The 20,648-nt window shown below is 68.9% G+C and carries 20 protein-coding genes; 15 read left to right on the forward strand and 5 right to left on the reverse strand.

Going from position 1 to position 20,648, the window contains the following annotated elements; all coding sequences use genetic code 11:
- Positions 1-3 precede the first annotated feature (3 nt).
- The 11 genes from ACSJJU_RS13415 to ACSJJU_RS13465 all read left to right on the forward strand — a co-directional run bounded on the left by ACSJJU_RS13415 (position 4) and on the right by ACSJJU_RS13465 (position 10,680).
- Positions 4-1,053 (forward strand): ABC transporter substrate-binding protein, encoded by a 1,050-nt coding sequence (locus tag ACSJJU_RS13415; protein WP_435916105.1) that lies wholly within the window; start codon positions 4-6, stop codon positions 1,051-1,053.
- Between the two features lie 10 nt (positions 1,054-1,063).
- A complete protein-coding gene (locus ACSJJU_RS13420) occupies positions 1,064-2,200 on the forward strand; it encodes an ABC transporter substrate-binding protein (protein WP_435916106.1) in 1,137 nt (378 codons plus the stop codon).
- Positions 2,197-3,375, forward strand: coding sequence for an MFS transporter (locus ACSJJU_RS13425; RefSeq protein WP_435916107.1), 1,179 nt, complete (start codon positions 2,197-2,199; stop codon positions 3,373-3,375). Before ACSJJU_RS13420 ends, ACSJJU_RS13425 begins: the two co-directional genes overlap by 4 nt.
- A complete protein-coding gene (locus ACSJJU_RS13430; RefSeq protein ID WP_435916108.1) occupies positions 3,375-4,133 on the forward strand; it encodes an ABC transporter permease in 759 nt (252 codons plus the stop codon). Before ACSJJU_RS13425 ends, ACSJJU_RS13430 begins: the two co-directional genes overlap by 1 nt.
- Positions 4,130-4,909 carry an ABC transporter permease gene (locus ACSJJU_RS13435; RefSeq protein WP_435916109.1) on the forward strand — a complete coding sequence of 260 codons (780 nt, stop codon included), beginning with the start codon at positions 4,130-4,132 and terminating at the stop codon, positions 4,907-4,909. Before ACSJJU_RS13430 ends, ACSJJU_RS13435 begins: the two co-directional genes overlap by 4 nt.
- A 13-nt stretch (positions 4,910-4,922) precedes the next feature.
- On the forward strand, positions 4,923-5,771 hold the full coding sequence (locus tag ACSJJU_RS13440; protein WP_435916110.1) for an ABC transporter ATP-binding protein: 849 nt from the start codon (positions 4,923-4,925) through the stop codon (positions 5,769-5,771).
- Entirely contained in the window at positions 5,768-6,376 is a 609-nt protein-coding gene (locus ACSJJU_RS13445; protein WP_435916111.1) for a nitroreductase family protein, read from the forward strand. Before ACSJJU_RS13440 ends, ACSJJU_RS13445 begins: the two co-directional genes overlap by 4 nt.
- A complete protein-coding gene (locus ACSJJU_RS13450) occupies positions 6,373-7,341 on the forward strand; it encodes an LLM class flavin-dependent oxidoreductase (protein ID WP_435916112.1) in 969 nt (322 codons plus the stop codon). The genes ACSJJU_RS13445 and ACSJJU_RS13450 overlap by 4 nt, the downstream gene beginning before the upstream one ends.
- A 14-nt stretch (positions 7,342-7,355) precedes the next feature.
- Positions 7,356-8,513, forward strand: coding sequence for an LLM class flavin-dependent oxidoreductase (locus ACSJJU_RS13455; protein WP_435916113.1), 1,158 nt, complete (start codon positions 7,356-7,358; stop codon positions 8,511-8,513).
- Between the two features lie 30 nt (positions 8,514-8,543).
- Positions 8,544-9,251: a class II aldolase/adducin family protein gene (locus ACSJJU_RS13460; RefSeq protein ID WP_435916114.1), complete on the forward strand. Its 708-nt coding sequence runs from the start codon at positions 8,544-8,546 to the stop codon at positions 9,249-9,251.
- A gap of 346 nt (positions 9,252-9,597) precedes the next feature.
- A complete protein-coding gene (locus tag ACSJJU_RS13465; RefSeq protein ID WP_435916115.1) occupies positions 9,598-10,680 on the forward strand; it encodes a hypothetical protein in 1,083 nt (360 codons plus the stop codon).
- Between the two features lie 248 nt (positions 10,681-10,928).
- Here the strand turns inward: ACSJJU_RS13465 and ACSJJU_RS13470 are convergent, their stop codons facing one another.
- Together ACSJJU_RS13470 and ACSJJU_RS13475 are read right to left on the reverse strand one after the other, a co-directional pair.
- Positions 10,929-11,933 carry a ParB/RepB/Spo0J family partition protein gene (locus ACSJJU_RS13470; protein ID WP_435916116.1) on the reverse strand — a complete coding sequence of 335 codons (1,005 nt, stop codon included), beginning with the start codon at positions 11,931-11,933 and terminating at the stop codon, positions 10,929-10,931.
- Positions 11,934-11,983: 50 nt separating this feature from the next.
- Positions 11,984-13,162 carry an AAA family ATPase gene (locus ACSJJU_RS13475; protein ID WP_435916117.1) on the reverse strand — a complete coding sequence of 393 codons (1,179 nt, stop codon included), beginning with the start codon at positions 13,160-13,162 and terminating at the stop codon, positions 11,984-11,986.
- Positions 13,163-13,848: 686 nt separating this feature from the next.
- On the opposite strand from ACSJJU_RS13475, the gene ACSJJU_RS13480 reads away from it, so the two are divergent.
- The 4 genes from ACSJJU_RS13480 to ACSJJU_RS13495 all read left to right on the forward strand — a co-directional run bounded on the left by ACSJJU_RS13480 (position 13,849) and on the right by ACSJJU_RS13495 (position 19,165).
- Positions 13,849-15,054: a replication protein RepA gene (locus tag ACSJJU_RS13480; RefSeq protein WP_435916118.1), complete on the forward strand. Its 1,206-nt coding sequence runs from the start codon at positions 13,849-13,851 to the stop codon at positions 15,052-15,054.
- A gap of 99 nt (positions 15,055-15,153) precedes the next feature.
- A complete protein-coding gene (gene pcaD / locus ACSJJU_RS13485; RefSeq protein ID WP_435916119.1) occupies positions 15,154-15,942 on the forward strand; it encodes a 3-oxoadipate enol-lactonase in 789 nt (262 codons plus the stop codon).
- A gap of 96 nt (positions 15,943-16,038) precedes the next feature.
- The gene (gene glk, locus ACSJJU_RS13490; RefSeq protein ID WP_435916120.1) at positions 16,039-17,031 is read left to right on the forward strand and encodes a glucokinase; all 993 of its coding nucleotides are present in this window, start codon (positions 16,039-16,041) and stop codon (positions 17,029-17,031) included.
- Between the two features lie 337 nt (positions 17,032-17,368).
- Positions 17,369-19,165: a putative bifunctional diguanylate cyclase/phosphodiesterase gene (locus ACSJJU_RS13495; RefSeq protein WP_435916121.1), complete on the forward strand. Its 1,797-nt coding sequence runs from the start codon at positions 17,369-17,371 to the stop codon at positions 19,163-19,165.
- A 144-nt stretch (positions 19,166-19,309) separates the two neighbouring features.
- On the opposite strand, the gene ACSJJU_RS13500 is transcribed toward ACSJJU_RS13495, so the two are convergent.
- From ACSJJU_RS13500 to ACSJJU_RS13510, 3 genes are all read right to left on the reverse strand, one after another.
- Complete coding sequence (locus ACSJJU_RS13500; protein WP_435916122.1) at positions 19,310-19,615, reverse strand: CsbD family protein; 306 nt, start codon at positions 19,613-19,615, stop codon at positions 19,310-19,312.
- Positions 19,616-19,813: 198 nt separating this feature from the next.
- A complete protein-coding gene (locus ACSJJU_RS13505; protein WP_435916123.1) occupies positions 19,814-20,104 on the reverse strand; it encodes a hypothetical protein in 291 nt (96 codons plus the stop codon).
- Positions 20,105-20,214: 110 nt separating this feature from the next.
- On the reverse strand, positions 20,215-20,628 hold the full coding sequence (locus ACSJJU_RS13510; RefSeq protein WP_435916124.1) for a four-helix bundle copper-binding protein: 414 nt from the start codon (positions 20,626-20,628) through the stop codon (positions 20,215-20,217).
- Positions 20,629-20,648: the final 20 nt, after the last annotated feature.

Genomic DNA, 20,648 nt, shown 5'->3' on the forward strand with positions numbered 1-20,648 from the left:
GCAATGACCGCCTATCCCAAGGAAATCTGGCACACCCGCTGCCCGGTCCCGACGCCGCTCGGCATCGCCATCAACCTGGGGCTGATCGACAAGGCGCTCACCCCGCACGGCGTCACCGTGCATTCGCTGCAGGAGACCGCCGACCCCCGGGCGCGGGAGAGCCACATCGACCACCACCTGCCCCACAGCTTCCGGCAGGGCGGCAGCGTGCCCGCCCTCTGGGCGCGGGCGGCGGGCGCGGACACCCGGGTGATCGGCCTGTCGTGGGTGGACGAGAGCCAGGCGATCATCGCCCTGCCCGAGAGCGGCATCCGCACGGTGAAGGACCTGAAGGGCCGCCGCATCGGCCTGCCGCTGCGGCGCGGCCAGCGCATCGACATTTTCCGCGCCACCGCCCTGCGTGCCCTGCTCAACGGACTCTCGCTCGAAGGCATCGGTGAACACGAGGTGGAGTGGGTGGATATCGACGCCACCGACCCGCCGGGCGAGACCTGGATCGGCATCACCCCCGGCCGCCGCTGGAGCGGGCGGCCGCTCTACACCGCCGAATTGCACGCGCTGGTGCGCGGCGAGGTGGACGCCATTCACGTCAAGGGATCGCTCGGGCGCGAGTTCGCCTTTCTCGCGGGCGCCCACATCGTGGTGGACACCGGCTTCCACCCGGACCCGAAAATCCGCGCCAACAACGGCGCGCCCCGGCCGCTGACGGTGGACGCCGCCACGCTGGAGCACTACCCGGCGCTGGCCGAGACGCTGCTCGCCAAGGTGATCGAGGCGGGGGTGTGGGTGGAGCTGCACCCGGCCGAAGCCCTCGCCTACCTCACCCGGGAGACGGGATCGCCCGAGCAGTTCGTGCTGGAGGCCTACGGCGGCGACACGCTGCACCAGCGCCTCCACACCGACCTGTCCGACGACGCCATCGCGGCCTTGGGGGATTTCGCCGCCTTCCTGTTCGAGCGGGGTTTCCTGCCCGAACCGGTGGACGTGACCGCGTGGGTTGATCGCGGCCCGCTCGAGGCGCTGCGCCAGTCGCACGCCCGCACCGTGGCGTGAGGAGGCCGGCGTGAACCTGAAGGGCCGTATCCTCGGGGTGCTGACGCTGCTGGGCGTGGCGAGCCTCGTCCTCTTCCAGTTCACGGGCGCCCGCGCGCCCGAGGCTGGCGGGGCCGACCTGCCGCAGCAGCTCACCATCGCCAGCATCGCCTACTCCTACAAGGGCCAGCAGGTGTTCACCGGGCTGACCGGCACGGTCATCCGCCAGGGCTGGCTGAAGGAGGAGCTGGCGAAACGCGGCGTCGCGCTCTCCTTCTTTCCGGTGCCGACGGCCGTGGGCGGCCCGCTCATCAACGAAGGCTTCGCGGGCAAGCGCATCGATTTTGCGAGCTATGGCGATTTTCCCGCCATCATCGCCGCCTCGGGCGGCGTGCCGCTGAAGCTGGTCGCCCCGCTCGGGCGCGGCAACAATTCCTACCTGGTGGTGCGCAAGGGGCTGGAGGCCCGGAGCATCCGCGATCTCAAGGGCAAGCGCATCGCGCTCCATCGCGGGCGGCCGTGGGAGCTGCCCTTCTCCAAGCTGCTGGATGCGAACGGCCTCAGCCTCTCCGACTTCAAGATCCTCAACATCAATCCGCCCGCCAGCCATGCGGCGCTCGCGGCGGGCGACGTGGACGCGGTGTTCCTGCTCTCCGACGGTATTCTCCTTGAGCAGAAGGGGATCGGGCGGATCATCTGGTCCACCAAGGAAGCGCCGCTCGCCTGGAGAATGCGGGCCGAGCTGTTCGGCCGCGCCGATTTCATCGAAAGCCAGCCCGAGCTGACCCAGCTGGTGGTGGACGCCTACGTGCGCGCCGCCCACTGGGCCGCCCAACCCGAAAACCGGGCAGCGGTAATCGAGGACCTCGCCCGCAGCGACACGCCCGTCAGCGTGATCGAGGCGGATTTCGACGAAGCGAACGTCGCCTGGCGCGACCGCTTCACGCCACTGTTCACCGATGCCGTCATCAACCACTACCGCTCGGTGGCGGAGTACACCCATGCGCAGGGGCTGGTGCGGCAGAAGGTGGATGTGGACGCGCTGATCGAGCCCCGCTTCGTCACCCGCGCGGTCAACAAATTCGGCCTGCGCACCTTCTGGCAGCCTGCCGCCCCGGACGGAGTCTCCGCCGACGCCCACACCGCGAAGGGAGACGCCGCGCCATGAGCGACAACCGCTTCCTCGCCAGCTTCATCGTACTCTCGCTGGTGAGCGGCCTCACCATCGGCCTCGGCAAGATCGTGACCACGCTGTTCGCCCTGTCGCTGGGCGCAACGCCCTTTCAGGTGGGCATCGTCTCGGCCATGGAGTCGGTCGGCATGATGCTGGTCACCGTCCCGGCCGGGTTCATCATCGCCCGCTACGGCAGCCGCAGCGTCTATTTTCTCGCCAGCCTCGGGCCGCTTCTGGTCAACCTCGTCATGCCGTTCAGCGCGAGCTGGGCGGCGCTGGCGGCGGGGCGGGGCCTCATCGGCCTGTGCATTCCCTTCCGCATCGTCTCCATGAACGGCGCGTTCCTCGACCGCCTGCAGGCCATGGGGCAGGCGCGCGCCGGCTGGTATCGCGGCGCGCTCACCGGCGGCATGGCGATTGCGGGCCCCGCCGCCGCCACCGTGCTCACCCAGCGGCTGAGCGTGACCGCCTGCTTCCTGCTGGTCGCTCTCCTGTTCGGCCTGATGGCGCTGTTCAGCCTCTCCTTCCTGCCCGCGCGGCAGCACCGGGAGGAGCAGGCGCCCGGCATGGTCGCCGAGCTGAAAACGCTGCTGCGCAACGCGGACGTGGCGGAGAGCTGCCTCATCGAATTTCTGGGCAGCGCCACCAACGGGCTGTTCGCCACCTTCATCATTCTGCTGGCCGCCGCCCTGCCCGCGCTGACGGAGCAGCACGGCATCCGGGTGATGCTGTTCCAGGGCGTCACCTCCGTCACCATGCTGTTTCTCGGCGGCCGCGTGGTGCAGCGGCTGGCAACGCCCGTGGCCTACGGCATCGGCCTGACGCTCGCCGCTGCGGCGCTGCTGACGTTCGGCTTCGCCCGCAGCCTTGCCGGGCTCGGGGCCGGCGCGGTGCTGCTGAGCGGCGGGCTGGCGCTCATCCACTTCATCAACATGCGGATGCTGGCGGCCTACCCCGGCGCCAAGAGCAAGGTGGCGGGCCTCTACAATCTCGCGTCCATGACCGGCTCCACCTTCGGCGCCATCGCGGGCGGCATGATCGCCGATGTTCTCCCGCTGCCGTCGGTCTTTCTCGCCTGGCTGCCGGTGCTCGCTCTCGGCGCGGGCGCGGTCGGCCTCGTCCGCCACCGCCGCCTGCGAACCGGCGCGCTTTCCCCGGAGGTGCACTGATGACCCGCACGCTGTCCCGTCTCGCAACCGGGCTCACGCCGCTCGTGATTCTTGTCGCCGCCTGGCAGGCCGCATCGAGCGCGGGCCTGTTCCCGCCGCAGGTGCTGGTGCCGCCCGTCGAGGTGGCGAACACGCTGGCGGAGCTTGTCTCCAACGGCGAGCTTGCCCGCCACCTCGGCCAGAGCCTGGTGCGCCTTGCCGCCGGATTTTCCATCGGCGCGGCGGCGGGCCTGCTGTTCGGCGCGGCGATTGCCCTGTCGCGCTGGACCGAGGCCCTGTTCGCGCCGCTGTTCCTCGCGCTGCGGCAGGTGCCGGTGCTCGCCTTCCTGCCGCTGCTCGTGCTGTTCCTCGGCATCGAGGAGACGCTGAAAATCGTGATCGTGGCCGTCGCCGCCTTTCTCCCGGTGGCGCTGGCCACGTTCGACGGCGTGCGCGGCGTGCCGCGGGGCTGGTTCGAGGTGGCGCGGCTCTACCGCACACCCCTTGTCCCCTTCCTCGCCCGCATCCTGCTGCCCGCCACCCTGCCGCCGGTGCTGACCGGGCTGCGCATCGCCCTCACCCGCGCCTGGCTGGTGCTGGTGGCGGCCGAGCTGCTCGCCGCCGACAGCGGCCTTGGCCAGATGATGGAAATGGGGCGTCAGCTTTTCCGCATCGATGTCGTGCTCGCGGGCGTCATCGTCAGCGGCCTGGTCGGCTTCGTGCTTGATCGCGGCGCCAAGCAGATCGAGCGCCGCGCCACCCGCTGGAGGACCGCATGACCCGGCTCCTGAAAAATTCCCTCGTCCGCTTTTCCCTCGGCCTTGCCGCGCCGGTGGCGCTGCTGCTGCTGTGGAGCGCGCAGGCGGAACCGGAGGGCGCGCGGTCGCTCGCCTTCGCCTCGCTCGACGCCATCGCCGCCGCGCTCGTGCAGCTCGCCGCCAGCGGCCAGTTGCTGCGCGACGCGCTGGTCAGCCTCTCCCGCGCCGTGACGGGCCTGGTGTTCGGCGGCGTGCTCGGCATGGCCGTCGGCATCGCCATGGCCTCGTCGCCCCTCGTCGACCGGCTGGCCGGGCCGCTCTATCACAGCATCCGCCAGGTGCCCCTGCTCGGCTGGCTGCCGCTCATCGGCCTGTGGCTCGGCAACGGGGACGACGCACGGCTGCTCATCGTCAGCCTCGCCGCCTTCTATCCCACCGTCCTCAACACCTACGAGGGCTTCGCCCATGTAGAGAAGCGCTATCTGGAGGTGGGCCGGCTTTATGATTTTTCGCCCGCCCAGCGCTTCCGCCACATCCTCTGGCCCGCCGCCCTGCCGCTGGTGCTGACCGGCATCGCGCAGGCGCTGGCCTTCGCCTGGATCGGCACCATCGGCACGGAAATCCTGCTCGGCTCGGGCAGCGGCCTTGGCGTCACCATGGCCACCGCCCAGGCGCAGCAGCGCGTCGACATCATCATCGTCGCCATCTGCGCCAGCGGCCTCCTCGGTTTTTTCGTCAATCACGTCCTTGTCCTGCTGCGCCGCCAGATCCTGCGGTGGCAGGGCGCCCACCAGTGAGATGAGGTGCACCATGACCGTCCAGCCCCATATCGCACCCGCCCGTCCGCCCGCGACCCAGCCCGAGCGCGGTGCCCTGACGATCCGGAACCTCTCCAAGAGTTTCCAGATCGACGGCGCGCCCTTCCAGGTGCTGCGCGACATCAACCTGGAGATCCGCCCCGGCGAGTTCGTCAGCATCGTCGGCGCGTCGGGGTGCGGAAAATCCACCCTGCTGCGGCTGATCGTCGGCCTCGACACCGACTATGACGGCGAGATCCACCTCGACGGCCAGCGCGTCACCACCACCAGCCTTGATCGCGGCCTCGTGTTTCAGGACCACCGCCTGTTCCCGTGGATGACGCTGGAGGAAAATGTCGGCCTCGCCCTCCTCAACACCGACATTCCCAAACACCGCCGCGCCGGGGTGGTGGCCGAGCACATCGCGCTGGTGAACCTGACCGGCTTCGAGAAGGCCTATCCGCACCAGCTCTCCGGCGGCATGGCGCAGCGCGCCGCCATCGCGCGGGCGCTGGCCGCCTCGCCCAAGCTGCTGCTGCTGGACGAGCCGCTGGGTGCGCTCGACGCCCTCACCCGCATCCACGTGCAGACGGAATTGCAGCGCATCTGGATGCAGCAGCGCTCCACCATGCTGATGGTGACGCACGACGTGGAGGAAGCGGTCTACCTCAGCGACCGCATCCTCATCATGGCGCCCAATCCGGGGCGCATCCGCCGCATCGTCGAGGTGGACCTGCCCCATCCGCGCGAGCGCGGCTCCGCCCAGCTTCATCGCCTGCGCGACGAAATCCTGGCCGAGCTGACCGGTGCGCCGGTCACGCGCTCCCTCATTCCCTTTCCCGCCAAGGAGACCCATTCGTGACCCGACAAGCCGATCATCCCGTCCATGACCTGTTCGTCGAACGCTGGTCGCCGCGCAGCTTCACCGGCGAGGCGGTGCCGGACGACGTGCTCCTGACCGTGCTGGAGGCGGCGCGCTGGGCGCCCTCCGCCATGAACGCCCAGCCGTGGCGCTTCCTCGTCGCCCGGCCGGGCGACGCGGCGTGGGACGATTTCGTCGCGCTGCTCGCGCCGCGCAACCGGCTGTGGGCCACGCGCGCCGGGGCGCTGTTCGTCATCGTCTCCGACACGGAAGTCGAATGGCGCGGCGCCAGCACCTTCAACGTCAGCCACAGCTTCGACACCGGCGCCGCCTGGGCGAGCCTTGCCCTGCAGGCCCAGCTGCTCGGCTGGCACGCCCACGGCATCGGCGGCTTCGACCGCGAGCTGGCCCGGACACGGCTGGCAATCCCGAAACGCTTCGCGGTCGAGGCGATGGTGGCGCTGGGCAAGCGCGCCGGTCTCGACCAGCTCCCCGCCGATTTTCACGACCAGGAAACGCCGAACAGCCGCCGACCGCTCGCCGAGACCGTGTTCGAAGGCCGCTTCGGCAGCCCGCTCAATCCTCAGAAAAGGAGCGCCGCATGACCATCCAGATCCATTGGCAACTCGATGTGACCGCCGAGGCCGGGCGGTCGGAGCCCTCCGCCCGGCCGCGCGTGCCGGGGGTGGCGCGGGATGTCCGCACGCCCGCCCTCAACCGCTACGACTACTACGCCCAGGTCGCCCGGGCGGCGGCCCTCACCGGCTTCGACGGCCTGTTCATCCCCTACCGCGAGGACGGGGACGACAGCCAGATCGTCGCCGCCGCCCTCGCCCGCACGACGCCGCGCCTGCGGCTGGTGCCCGAATTTCCCGCCTCCGCCGGGTCGGCGGTCTATGCCGCCAAGCAGGCCGCGACGTTCCAGCGCTTTACCCACCAGCGGCTCGGCTGGGCCATCGCCCCGGACGGGGATGACGCCGCCCGCGCCCGCCGGGGCGACCAGGTGGCGGCAAAAGACCTCGCCGAACGGCTCGACGAATTTCTGACCGTCGCGCGCGCTGTGCACCGGGGCCCGTCCTTCACCTTCAAGGGCCGGTTCTTCGAGGTGCAGAACGGCGGCTTTGCCGAACCGCTGAACCGCGTCGCCTTCCCGACGGTCTACCTGCGCGGCACGGAGGAGGAGCGGCTGAAACTCTCCGCCCGCCATGCGGACGTGCATCTGCTCGACGCCGCACCCGCCGATGAGCTGAAAAACATCATCGAGGTTCTGGGCTGGCTTGCGCTTCAACAGGGCCGCTCCGTCGCCGCCGGGCTCATCCAGCCCGTCCTTGCCCGCGAAACCGCCGAGGAAGCCGAAGCCGCGCGGCGCGACGCCGGCATCGCCGACGACGCCCCGGTCATCACGGGCAGCTACGACGATGTGGCCGCCCGGCTCGCCGACCTCGCCAGCCTCGGCATCCGTCACTTCGTGCTGACCGCAACGCCCGGCTTCGAGGAAGCCTACCGCATCGGCCAGTTTGTCCTCCCCCGCCTGCGCGCGCTGACCGGCTCCGCGCGCGCCGCCGCCTGACAGGAGAGCGCATCATGACCATCGACTTCTACTGGCGTCTGCCGACCCACGGCTGCCACAGCAGCCTGCGCCACCACGCCTACGACCGGGGCGACTGGTCGCCGACCGGCCCGCACCACATCGCGCCCGGCCTCGACGCCAGCGGCGCGGACGACGGCTTCCGCTACATCGACCATCTGGCGGAAATCGCCCGGGCCGCGGAAATTTCCGGCTTCATCGGCGGGCTCATCCCCTCCTTCCCCAACACGGACGACCCGTGGGTGATCGCCCCCCTGCTGGCGCGCGAGACCAAGACCTTCCGCTTCATGATCGCCTTCCAGCCGGGCTTCCTCAATCCGGTGCAGGCGGCGCGGCTTTCGGCCAGCCTCCAGCGCGCGACCGGCGGGCGCACCGTCTACAACATCATCACCGGCGGCGGCGGCCCGGCCCAGCTCTGGTGGGGCGACAGCTTCAGCCACGACGACCGCTACGGCCGCACCACCGAATTTCTCGACATCCTGAAGGGCGTCTGGGGCAGCGACGATTTCTCCTACCAGGGCCGCTTCTACCGGATCGAGAACGGCAGCCTGCCGCCCCTGCTGCGGCAGGAGCCGCTGCCGGAAATCTGGTTCTCCGGCTCGTCCGACGCGGCGCTGCAAACCGCCGCCAAACACGCCGACTATTACCTCTCCTGGCTGGAGCCGTTCGACCAGCTCGCCGACAAGTTCGCCCGCGTCAAGGAGCGCACGGCCGCGCTCGGCGGCCGGAAGAAATGCGCGGTGCGCGTCGACCTCGTCGCGCGGCCGACCGAGGAGGAAGCCTGGCGGGATGTGCGCATCGGCTTCGAGAATGTCTCGGCCGAAACCCGCGACCGGCTGCGCGGCCAGCAGACGGACTCCGTCGGCGCGTCGCGGCAGGCGGCCCTGCGCCCGACCGAGGCCAGGCGCTACGAGGACCTCATCATCGCACCCAACCTCTGGGCCGGGTTCAGCCTGCTGCGCGGCGGCCCCGCGCTCGGCATCGTCGGCAGCTACGAGCAGTGCGCGGCCAGGCTGGACGAGCTGATCCGGCTGGGGGCCGACGCCTTCATCCTCGCCGGCACCCCGCACCTCGAGGAGGCCTACCGGGTGGGCGAGGAAGTGCTCCCCCTGCTGGGTCAGGCCGCCGGCCGGCAGCGCGTGGCCGCCGAATAATCCGCCTCTCAAAAAAAAAGGATATCCGCCATGACCACACTCAACTCCACGATTCTGGATTTTGCGGAGCAGGCCACGCGGGACGCCGCCATCGCCTTTCGCGGGCTGCGGGAGACCGGCACCCTCTCCCCCTCCGGCACCGTGAATTTTGTCGAGCGCGTGCCGGGCGAGGACGCGGTTGTCTCCCTCGGCTATCCCGGCCCGTTCCGGCCGGACGCCCCGCTGAACCCGACCATCCTCGCCTTTGACGGCACCGTGCTCTCGGGCGATGCCAACGGCAATCTGGGCGGCGGCCGCTACCTGCCGATTTTCCGCGCCCATGCGGACATCACCACCGTCAGCCACGTGCACACGGTTTATCTGGGTGCCTGGTCGCAGAGCCACCGCGCGCTGCCGATCCGCTACGTGCCGGTGCAGCGCTGGACGCGGGCGCGGGAGCTGCCGATCTACATCGACCGCCGCCAGGGCGAGGCGAGCTTTATTCTGGACGTGCTGGCGAAAGACCCGGACGTGCCCGCCATTCTGGAGGCCAACGGCGGCTCCACCGCCTGGGGCCGCAAGGGTCTCCTGAACCTCGCCAATTATATCGTGCTGCTGGAGGAAGGCGCCCGCTTCCAGGCCATTGCCGAGACCCTCGGCGGCTCGAAAAACTATGGCCCCGGCGTGCTGGAGCAGCAGTGGAAAATGTCCGGCCTCCTGCGCGAGACCGACCGGTTCGACACCGTCGCCGCCGAATAACAAGCCGCATTTTTTCCCGGGAGCCCGTCCCGGGAGCCGATCCCGAACAGGGAAGCCGGGTTGGCCATCGCCAGCCCGGTTTCTTTTTTTGAGCGTCTTTCTTTTTTCCCGAGAGACCGGCGCGGACAGAGGCACCAGCATCAGGCATGAGGATTACGGACACCCTTGCGCCCTTTCGATTTCGACATAATCGTTATGGGCTAGCCCCTCACCCTTGCCATGGGCGGCGGGCTGGCCCGAGGGATACGGCCGTGCTAGAGTGGCTGCGGCTGCAAGATCACCTCTCCGCCATCAGGGATTGCACTGTCAGCGCGCCTATGGTTAAGTTTGCGCGAAAGGACATCTCGTGCAAACTTTTCTCTCCGCACTGGCCGGATACGAGGTGGAAACCGCCGGGGCGCGCCTCGCCGCGCTGAGGGCCTGCGAGCAGGCGGCCATGGCCGTGGCCCGGCTGGATCAGGCCGTTTTCGGCCATCCTTACGCCCGGCTCTGGCGGGCCTACAACGAAATCCAGGCTTTGGCGGAGCTGGCCCGGCAGGTGAGCGAGCCCGCTGACGCCACACGCATTTTTTCCGCGCTGGCAGGGGCCGAAAATCATGTTCTGGAGCCCGCCATCGGCCGCCAGACCCATGCCGCCCGCAGCCGCTGGCGCGCCATGGAGCGGCGCAAGGACCACGCTGCGCAAAAGGCGGTGGTGGATGAGGTGTGCGCTTTTGGCCCGCATGGGGGCCCCGTGCTCGTGCTGCTGATCGCCCGCCTGCACCGGCTGGAGCGCCTGCGGCTCGACCGCTGCGACCTCGCGCTGGCCATGCCCTATGCCCTCCATCGGCTGAAGCTGACCCAGACCCACCTGCCCGGGCTCATGGGCTCGGTGCGGTCCCTCGCCTCGCAGGAATTTTCGTCCCTCGAGATGATCGAGCGGTTCTGCGAGCGCCTTGCCGCCCAGGCGCAACAGGGGCTGCGGCTGCTGGAGGACATCGACCGGGCGGTGGCGGAAAGTCAGCGGAAAGTGGAGGGCGCGAAAACTCAGCGGAAGGAGGCGCTGCGGCGCCTCGCCTGGGAAGCGCTGTGGCCCCGCCCCCTCTCGCCCGCCGGGCTTGCGCGGCGCTGGGGGCAGCAGGTCTCGACCACCTCGCGCCTGTTGAAAGCGGGCGAGACGATCGGGCTTGTGCAGCCGATCGTTGACCGCTCCGGGATGAAGCGCCCCATCTACCAGCGCTACGCCGGGCCCCTTCTGGTGCAGATGGCGGGGATCGAACCGCCGAGCCGGGGCCGCCCTGCCCTCGCCCCGCATCCGGCGACGCTCGAGGCCGGTTTCGACGAGGCCGCCTTCAACGATGCCCTTGCGGCCGTCGACCGGGCGCTGGAGCGGCTGGGCATCGCCCCGCCCCTCGACGCGCTGGCGGACGACGAATCAGACGAGGACTGAGACCGGCGCCCTGCCCTCATCCCCACCAATAACAGCCCGGAGACGGCAGTTTTCTGCGGGTTTGGGGGAAGATTGCAGATCTGCAAGACGGAGCCGGGCGAACCAACCCGGCCCCCTGCCCGGCCCCGCATCAGAGGCCCCTCCCCGCTGGCCCCCGGCAGGGAAAGCTGCCCCTTTTTCCAGGGGCAATGGCAACAAAAAAGCCGCAGAAAACTGCGGCTTTTGAGCGGAATTGCAGGTCTGCAAGATCAGCGCAGCAGTTGCGCCGCCGTCTGGGTGATGTAGGCGATCACCTGATCCTTGCTGGCGCCATGGCCGGGCAGCACCTGAATCTGGAACGCGCCGCCCCGGCCCGGCCGGGTGAAGCGCAGGATCGGGCGGCCGTTGGGCAGGGTCACGGTCTCCGGCCCCGCCTTGGCGGCCTTCGGCGCGGCCGCGCTTTTCTTGAGCCGGGTCCGCACCGTCGCCACCGGCAGGAACGGCTTGCCCTCCGCCGCCAGCCGCGCCTGCTCCGCCGCCAGCTCGGCGGCAGCGGCCAGCACGGCGGCGCGGCTCTTCTCGGTCTTGAGCAGCGGCGCGATTTCGGCCGCGGCGGTGATGTTGACCAGACGCCGGTCGCCGAACGCCGCCAGCACCTCCTCCGGCAGCCGGGCCATGGTCAGATAGCGGCTCAGCCAGCTTTCAGAGACGTTGAGCCGCTTGGCCATGGCGTGCTGCTGGCCGTCGTAATAGCTCTCCAGCGCCAGAGCATAGGAGCGGGCGCGCTCGTAGTCCGAGATGTCCTGCCGCTCGCGGTTCTCCAGGTCCTGCAGGCGGAAGGCGGTCTCGTCGTCCATGTCCTGCACGGCGACGAGGAACTTCATCTCCGGGTAGTTGTGGGCGCGCAGCCAGCTGATGCTCCAGTGGCGCCGCGCACCGCAGATCACCTCGTAATCGACGTTGGCATCGCCCCGCACCGGCCGCACGATGGCGGGGATCTTCTGGCCGCCCTCGGCGATGAGGTTGTCGATGAGGTCTTGGCACTGCGCCAGCGTGAGCTGGTCGTAGATGCGGGCGTTGCCCTCCCAGATGCGGCAGCGCGCCGGGTCGATCAGCCGCTGGGTCTGCACCTTGGTGTCCGAGCCCAGCGCCGAGCCCAGCGCCGACATGCGGGTGGAAAGGTTGGCGTTGTCGCCGCCGGCGCTCGGCTCCGGCGTGTTGGCCTGCCGCTTCTCCAGCGCCTGCGAGATGATGGATCGTGCCTTGATCGCCATGCTTCCCTCTCCTCTTGCCGGAGGTCCGGTTGTGCTGCGTGCGGATGGGCTCAGAGCAGGCCCGCCTGCTCCAGCGCCTCGTAATGGCTCGGCCAGGTCTTGCGGATCAGCAGCTCCAGCTCCTTGCCGTATGCGTCGAGGTACGACATGCACCGCGTCCAGGTCTGGCGCGAGGCGGTCGGCTGGCCGATTTCGTAGACGCTTTTCAGCAACATGCCCGCGTTGTCGATTTCCGCCGAGTCCTTCAGCTGGGCGCGCATCATGCGGCGGCCCCAGGTCTCCTCCATGAAGTGGCTCATCTCGCCATGGCTGGTCTTGGTGTCCGAGCCGCGGGAGATGACGACGCGGAGGAACTTGTAGGTGCGCTCGCGCGGCAGGCTGGAGAGCTGCTCCAGCACGTCGGTCATCATGGAGATGAACTTGCGGGTGGAGAACAGGTCCACGTTCGAGGGCAGCGTCGGGATCAGCAGCGCATTGGCGGCCCGCAGCACGCTCAGCGAGATGAAGCCGAGCGCCGGGGGCGAGTCGAGGATCACCACGTCATAGTTCTGCGCGGCGCGCTCGATGCCCTCGCGCAGCCAGTCGAAGTGAATGGGGTTGTCCTTGAGCAGGACCGCCATTTCATATTCCGAGCTGAACAGGTCCAGGTTGGCCGGGATAAGGTCCAGCCCCTCCCAGTGCGTCTTGCGGATGGCGTAGTTCAGATCCTCGTAGTCCCGGCGCAGATAGGGATAGAGCGTGTCGTTGCCGGAGAGGTCCACATCCGGGTTGATGCCCATGAGGCTGGTGGACGACCCCTGCGGATCGCAGTCCACCAGCAGCACGCGGTAGCCCTTGAGCGCCAGATAATGGGCCGTGTGCACCGCGATGGTGGACTTGCCGACGCCGCCCTTGAAGTTCTGCACCGAGAGAATGACCGGCTCGTCGGTCTCGGCCCGCCAGGGCAGGGTGCCGAACACCCGGCGCATGTTGTTGATCTCCGGCAGGGTGTAGCCCACGCGCCGGTTGGTGGCGGACAGCTCCGGCGGCGGCAGACGGCCGGACGCTTCGGCCTCCCGGATGGACTCGGAGGAGCGGCCGATCATTTCCGCTGCCTTGCCCATCGGGAAGCGCAACGTCAGCTCACGTCGCTGGTCGCGCTGCGAAACCACATCTTCCAGCGCCTGGAACGACAGCTCGGTGTCGTTGCGAAAGGCGAGAATGGTCTCGAGCGTCTCTACGGGTTCCATGTGCAGCAGGCTCCTTGGACTGGCAACAGATCGCTTATAGACGCGGTGGTTTGCAAATTGAAACCCCTGAGCGGTGTATTTTGCAAACCCTCCCGCTGACTTTGCGCATTCGGCCAAATTCCGAGTCGCAGCCGGAACGCCCTGCCGGGCCCAGTGCGACTCCGACCGGACGCCGTCGCGCGCGCGGGGGGAGCCCCCGTCAGCCTGTGGATAAGCTCCGCTGGCTTTTCGCGCTTCCGCTGAGTTTTCGCACGCGCGCTCCGCCGACTTTCCCACCGATGCTCCGCTGCCTTTCCGCAGCGACTCGAACCGTGTCCGCTCACTTTCCGCACGGCTCAGATTCTGATTCCTATAGACCGAACCTGAATCCCTTCCGATAAGATAACGAAAACTCAGCGGGGCGACCCTCGTCCGGTCGGGGCGCACCCCGATGGCAGGAATCGTTTTTCAATTTTTGGCTTGTCTTTTTTGCAAACCGGACGCCACATGAGGGCCGGTTCGCAAACGATCCCGCTGCCAGGCTCCAACTGGCAAACGCGAAAAGCCAGCGGACGACTTTGCAAATTCCGTGTGTTTTTGCGTGACAAACGCCAACCAGTAACCCTAGGCTTGCGGTCGAGAGTCGCATGGGGCCGCCAGAATGAGTGACGGGATCCGAGATGAATGACGGGATCGACGTACCGGGATTGAGAAAGCAGCTCGAGCTGTTTTCCTACGACGCCGCGCCGGTCATGGCTTCCACCAGGGACCCGCGTGCCCGCAAGATCATCACCTCCATCTGCGAGATGGAGAAGGCCGATCCCAAGCTCAGCTTCCTCGATTCCGCCTTCTGCACCATGAGCCTGCCGGCGCGCCAGCCGGCCAACCCGTACAAGCCGATCCAGCGCACGGACGGGCGTTACCAGCTGCTCATCGCGCCCAAGTCGGTGCCGGGCGAGGATGGCGAGCCGGTGTGCTATGGCGTGCCGTTCGGCCCCAAGGCGCGGCTGATTCTCGTCTACATGATGTCCGAGGCGCGGCGGAACAACAGCCCCGAGATCTACCTCGGCAACAGCCTGTCCCACTTCATGCGCCGCATGGGCTACTCCAGCGACGGCGGCGGCAAGAACGGTGCGCTCACCGGCGTGCGCGAGCAGCTGCGGCGCCTGTTGCGCTGCGAATGGACCATCCGCTTCGTCGGCGATGACAACAGCGAGACGGTGCAGGACGTGGCGCTGGCCAACGCCTACGAGATTTTCCAGGGCGATGCCTTCGTCAAGCGCATCCGCTTCTCGGATGCCTTCTTCAACCATCTGATGCGCCATTCCGTGCCGCTGGACGAGCGCGCGCTCGCCCAGCTGCGCGACAACGCCACCGCCATCGATCTTTACACGTGGCTCGCCTTCCGCCTGCCCAATGTGGATGGCGAGATTGCGTTCGAGTGGGAGAAGGTCCGCAAGGCGCACTTCGGCCTCGAGTCCCCGCGTATGCGTGATTTCCAGCGCGCCATCCGCGACGCCTGGATCCGGGTGCAGGCGGTCTATCCGGCCGCCAAGGCGGATTTCAGCCGCCCGGACGTGGTGGTGCTGCGCGAGTCCGCGCCGCCGGTCGAGAAGGATTTCCTGCCCCGCCGCAGTCACCTGTCGCCCGCGCCGCTGCCCAAGCCCGCGGCCGCGATCGTGGACAACAGCTTCACCTTCCCGTCGGGCAGCCTCAGCTTCGGCGGCCCGGCGGAGCAGAAGCTGCGGGAAATCGCGCTCGATCTCGGCGGCGGCTGGGACGTGGACCGCATCGCGGACGAGTTCCGCAAGATCATCCGCGAACGGCCGGACGAGCTGCGCGGTGCGGAGCTGCTGCGCTGCTGGGCGGGCTTTTGCCGGTCCTATGCGGAGCGGCGGTCGGGCCGCGCCTGATTGATCCCGCTGGCCCGGGCGGCCGGGCCGGGGGCGCGAAAAGTCAGCGGACGTTATTCTCCGGTTGAAACGGCAAGACGGGGGAGGGGAGGCGAGGTCATGAACCGGGCCACTGTGGACGACGGCTGCCGCATCGCCTGGCGGATGGACGGGCCGGAGGGCGCGCCGGTGCTGATGCTGGCGCACGCGCTCGGCGCTTCCTCGGCCATGTGGGGGCCGCAGGTGGAAGCCTTCAGCGGCACGTTCCGGGTGCTGCGCTACGACGCGCGCGGCCACGGCGCGTCGGACGTGCCGGCGGGGCCCTACACCATCGAGCGGCTGGGCCGGGATGCGCTCGGCCTTCTCGACGCGCTCGGGCTGGGCGGGGAAAAGGTGGTGTTCTGCGGCCTCTCCATGGGCGGGTTCGTCGGCCAGTGGCTGGGGGCCAACGCGCCAGAGCGTCTGGAGAAGCTGATCCTGGCCAACACCAGCGCCTACATGGGGCCGCCCGAGGGCTGGCGGGACCGGATCGAGACCGTCACCCGCGAGGGCATGGCGGCGGTGACGGAGGCAACGCTGGCGCGCTGGTTCACCGCCGACTTCCGCGACCGCGCACCGGAGGCGGTGGACGCCATCCGGAAGTTGCTGCTGGCAACATCGCCGCAGGGCTTCGCGGGCTGCGCCGGGGCGATCGCGGGCATGGACCTGCGGGGCAGTCTTGCCGCGATTTCCGTGCCGACGCTGATTATCGGCAACCGTCAGGACCCCTCGACGACGCTCGCCCACGCCGAGGCGCTGCACGCCGCCATTCCGGGCAGCCAGCTGGCGGTGCTGCCCGCTGCCCATCTCGCCAACATCGAGGCCGCCGAACCGTTCAACGCTGCCATTCGCGCGTTTGTCTGCGGCTGAGCCGGTTTTCAGGGGCGCGGGGCTTTGCGTCGCTGCCCCCAGTGCCTATGAAAAGGGCTCGATTCGGCCGGATCAACCAGAGGAGTGTGGGGACTGGTGGCAGAGAACGCGCCCGTACTCGTGGGAGACATTGGCGGCACCAACGCCCGCTTCGCCCTGGCCCGCCCCGGGCCGGACGGCAAGCCCGCCCTTCTGGAGGTGCGCCGGTACAAGTCCGCTGACTTTCCGTCTTTCATCGACGCCGTGCGCCGTTATCTGGAGGAGACGGCGGCGCAAGGAGCGGGCCTGCGCCGCGCCGTCTTTGCGGTGGCAACCGCCGTGCTGGGGGACACCGTCCGCCTCACCAACAGCCCGTGGGTCGTCTCCGCCCCCGAGGCCCGCGCGGCGTTCGGCCTTGAGGAGGTGCGGCTGGTCAATGACTTCCAGTCCATCGGCCGGGCGGTCGCGCTCATGGACATGGCGCATTTCGGCAGCATCGGCCCGCAGCCGCCCGAGGCGTGGCGGCCGGACATGACCCTGGCGGTGCTGGGCCCCGGCACCGGGCTGGGCGTTTGTTTGATGCAACTGCGCGCGGGGCGGCCGGTGGTCTTGCCGTCGGAGGCAGGGCACATGGCCTTCGCCCCGGCGAACGAGCGGGAAGTGGAGGTGCTGCGCCATTTGCAGCGGCGCTTCGGCCGGGTCTCCAACGAGCGGCTCATCTCCGGCCCCGGCCTCGTGGCGCTGCACGAGGCGCTGTGCGCCATCGCCGGGCAGACGCCGCCCGGCCTTCCGCCCGAGGCCATCACCGAGGCCGCCGCCGCCGCGCCCGACGGGCCGGAGGCGCAGGCGGTTCAACTGTTTTGCGAAATCTACGGCAGCGTTGCGGGCGATCTGGTGCTCGCCTTCGGCGCGTGGGACGGCGTGTGCCTTGCCGGCAACCTGACCTCCGTGCTGCTGCCCACCTTGCGCGTCAGCCGGTTCCGCCAGCGTTTCGAGGACAAGGGGCGGTTTGCCCCGGCCATGCGCTCGGTTCCGACGCTTGTGCTGACCCGGCGGCTGGTGGGGCTGCTGGGTACGGCGGCCTTCGCGCTGGACGGTCGGAACGGCTGAGGAACAGCACGGACCGTCGCAGGAGCGGGGGATTTCCCGTCAAGTTGGTTGATCCGGCGGGGCGGATTTGTCACTCGCTTGGGACGATAACCGGTATCAGCAAAGCCGTGACGATAAGGACGCGGCCTGGGAAAAAGGCGGCTGTCGATGACAGGGCGTTGCGTTTAATTGTTTACATTGACGGCAAGACCGGCTGTTAGTCGTCGCGTTCACCGGCACCCCGGCGCGGGTCGGGCCGGAGGGCATCGTTTTTTTGGCAGCATCAAAAGCCAGTATGTCTCTGCGTAAGGGTGCCAGTAGAGGTGCGATGTGGGATAGCCCGGAGGCCGCCGTGGGTTTGAGCGCACGAGCGGTTGCGGCTGCGGTCGCCGAGCCCGCGCTGTTTGCGTCCTACGCGCGCATGGCGGCGGACTGCCTCGATGTGCCGCTGGCGGCCGTGGCGGTGATGGACGGCGCCAGCCTCCGCCCCTTGGGGGATGTGGGCTTTGATCCGGCGGAGATGCCGCTGGCGGCCTCGCTCCTGATGCCGCTGTTGCAGGCCGGGCGGCTGCTGACGGTTCCCGACATGATTGAAGACGCGCGCCTGTGCGCCCATCCGCAGGTGACGGGCGGGCGGCGGCTGCGCTTTGCCTCGGCCGCGCCGCTGTGCCTGGTGGACGGGCGGGTCATCGGGTTCGTCGCCGGTTTCGACACCCGGCCGCGCACCACAGGGCTGACCCCGTCCCAGGAGCGGATGCTGCAGGGGCTGGCGTCCCAGCTTCTGGCCTATATCGAGACCCACAGCCGCCAGCAGCAGGCGCGGGCGGCGCTCGGCTCCAGCGAGGAGCAGATCCGCTGGGCGACCGAGCATGATCCGTTCACGGGTCTTGCCAACCGCCGTCTGTTCGCCAAGCGCCTGGGCGCGGCCGTGCAAGAGGCGGAGGCGGAGCAGACCAGCGTGGGCCTCCTGCTGTTCGATCTGGACCGGCTCAAGCTGACCAACGATACGCTCGGCCATGATGCGGGGGATTTTCTCCTGCGCAGCTTTGTGCAGCGCCTGGAGGAAATGCAGCGGGACGGGGAGACGCTGGCGCGGCTGGGCGGCGACGAATTTGCGCTCATCATGCCCAATCTTGCCGACGGCCAGCAGATGCTCGACCGGGCCCAGGCGGTCCTTGCGCGAATGCGCGAGCGGCTCACCTTCAAGGGCCATATGGTGGAATGCCGGGCCAGCATCGGGGCGAGCCTCTATCCCGATCATGGCCGCGACGCCAACAGCCTCCAGCGCAATGCGGACGTGGCGCTCTATCGGGCCAAGGCGCAGGGGCGGAACTGTCTGGTGGTGTTCGAGCCGGAAATGCGCTCCGAGCTTCAGCTGCGCAGCTCGATGATCAGCATGGCCCGCAAGGCGCTGGAGACGGACGCCATCGTGCCCTACTACCAGCCGAAATTCCGGCTGGAGAGCGGCCAGCTTGTCGGCTTCGAGGCGCTGCTGCGCTGGCAGCATCCGAGCCGGGGCATTCAGGGGCCGGGGCATATTGCGGCGGCTCTGGAGGATGCGGAGCTGGCGGAGTCCATCAGCATCAGGATGTTCGAGCGGGTGATCGCGCAGATGCGCGTCTGGCTGGATGCGGGCTACGAATTCGGCCACGTGGCGGTCAATGCGGCGTCGGCGGAATTCCTGCGCGACGGTTTTGCCGAGCGGGTGCTGGGCCAGCTGGAGGCGGCGGGCGTGCCGCCCTGGCGGCTGGAGCTGGAAGTGACGGAATCGGTGCTGCTGGGCACGCAGGCCGAGCGGGCGGATCACATTCTCAACCTGCTGAACAACGCCGGGGTGCGCATCGCGCTCGATGACTTCGGCACCGGTTTTGCCTCGCTCTCGCACCTGAAGCGCTTTCCGGTGGACACCATCAAGATCGACCGCAGCTTCGTGCGCGATCTGGACGACGATGCCTTCGGCAGCGCCATCATCCGGGCCGTCATCAGTCTCGGCCAGAGCCTTGGCATCAGCGTGGTGGCGGAAGGCATCGAGACCGAGGCGCAGGCGAATTTCCTGCGCGCCCACCGCTGCGACGTGGGGCAGGGCTTTCTGCTCGGCCGCCCGGCCGATGCGGCCGGCCTCGCGGGGCTGCTGGCGCGGAGCCGCGCGGCCTGAGGCGCGCTCCGCCCTCCCTCTTGGAAAAAGGGTTTTCTCCGCGTCCGGTAACAGCGGCGCCGGCGCGCGCCATGAGGGGTGCGTGCGCCGGCGGCCTCCGCCATTTCGGATGGCGTCATTTCAGATGGCTATGGGCGCGTGCGCTCAGTAAAGCTCGCGCTCCGCGCGGTCCCGCCGCCGCCTCCGGCCGGTGAGAAGGGCGGCCGCGCAGCCCACCGCGCCCGCGATCAGCAGCGAGCGCACCGGATGTTCGGAGACGCTCTGGCTCATCTGGTTTGCGGCACTGCGGACCTGGTCGCGGGCGGTGCCGTAGAGGTGCTGGGCGCGGCCCATCATTTCCTGACGGGTGCCTTCCGCCTGCATCTGCGAGTCTCCGGTCAGATTGCCGAGGCCGCGCTGCGCCTGGCCCATACCGGACTTCAAGGTGCCTTCAACCCGATCCTCATTCATGGCCTTACTCCTGAAAGTGCTTGAAAAAAATCCGACCCGCCACGGCCGTCCCCGGCGTCTGCCGACCTGGCACCGCCCGGAAGTCACGGCTCGGCGAATTGCAAGGCAAGCCCCGAACCAGCGCCAGAAGAACGACAGCCTCCGGTGCCTGTTCCGGCCGGCGCGGCGGGATGCCCGGGAATTGCCGTGGTCGGTGCGCTAGAGGGCGCGGCGGCGCGCCGACCAGCGCATGTCGTCGTCCTCCCGGCGGAACGCCACCATGCCGAGCACGAACCCCAGGGCGGCTGCAATCAGCACAGCGGCGACCGGCTGGTCCGAAATCCGGCGGCTGACGGTGTGGGCGGCGTCCTCCGCCACATGGCGCGCCTCGCCATAGAGGTGCCGGGCCCGGCCGCGCAGACGGCGGCGCATACCCCGGGTTTCGCTGCCGTCCTCGTCCTCGGGGACGGTGCCGAAGGCCTCCCGGGCGCCGGTCGACATTGTCCTCATGTAGCGTTCCGTCCTGCGCTCGTTCGCCATTGGCTGCCTCCTGTGAGAAGGGGGGGACGGCCAGACCGCCGCGCCGGTTCAGCCGGCGGGACGGTCCGGCCGGGTCCGGGTCAGTGGGTGCTGGGCCGGATGGTGTCCATCGCCTGCATGCAGGCCTGCTCGCAGCGGCGGCAGCTCTCGGCGCACACCTGGCAGTGCTCATGGCGATCGGCGTGACGCTCGCATTCCTCGGCGCACAGGCGGCAGGCGGTGCCGCAGGCCTGAAGCATCATGCGGATCAGCTCCTCGTTCGAGCCGGTGCGGCGGGTGGCGATGCTGGCCATGGCGGTGCACAGGTCGGCGCAGTCGAGGTCGAGGCGGATGCACTGGCGCAGCTCGTGCACCATGTCCTCGGCAAGGCAGGCGTCCGCGCAGGAAATGCACACCTGGGCGCAGTCGCAGCATTCCTCGATACAGCGGATGAGAATGTCATTGGTGTTGCCGCGCACATCCGGATGCGTGCGGATCATCTCTTGAGCATGCATGGATACACCTCTTGCAATGG

The sequence above is a fragment of the Pedomonas sp. V897 genome (assembly GCF_051304405.1).
Classification (GTDB): domain Bacteria; phylum Pseudomonadota; class Alphaproteobacteria; order Sphingomonadales; family Sphingomonadaceae; genus Pedomonas.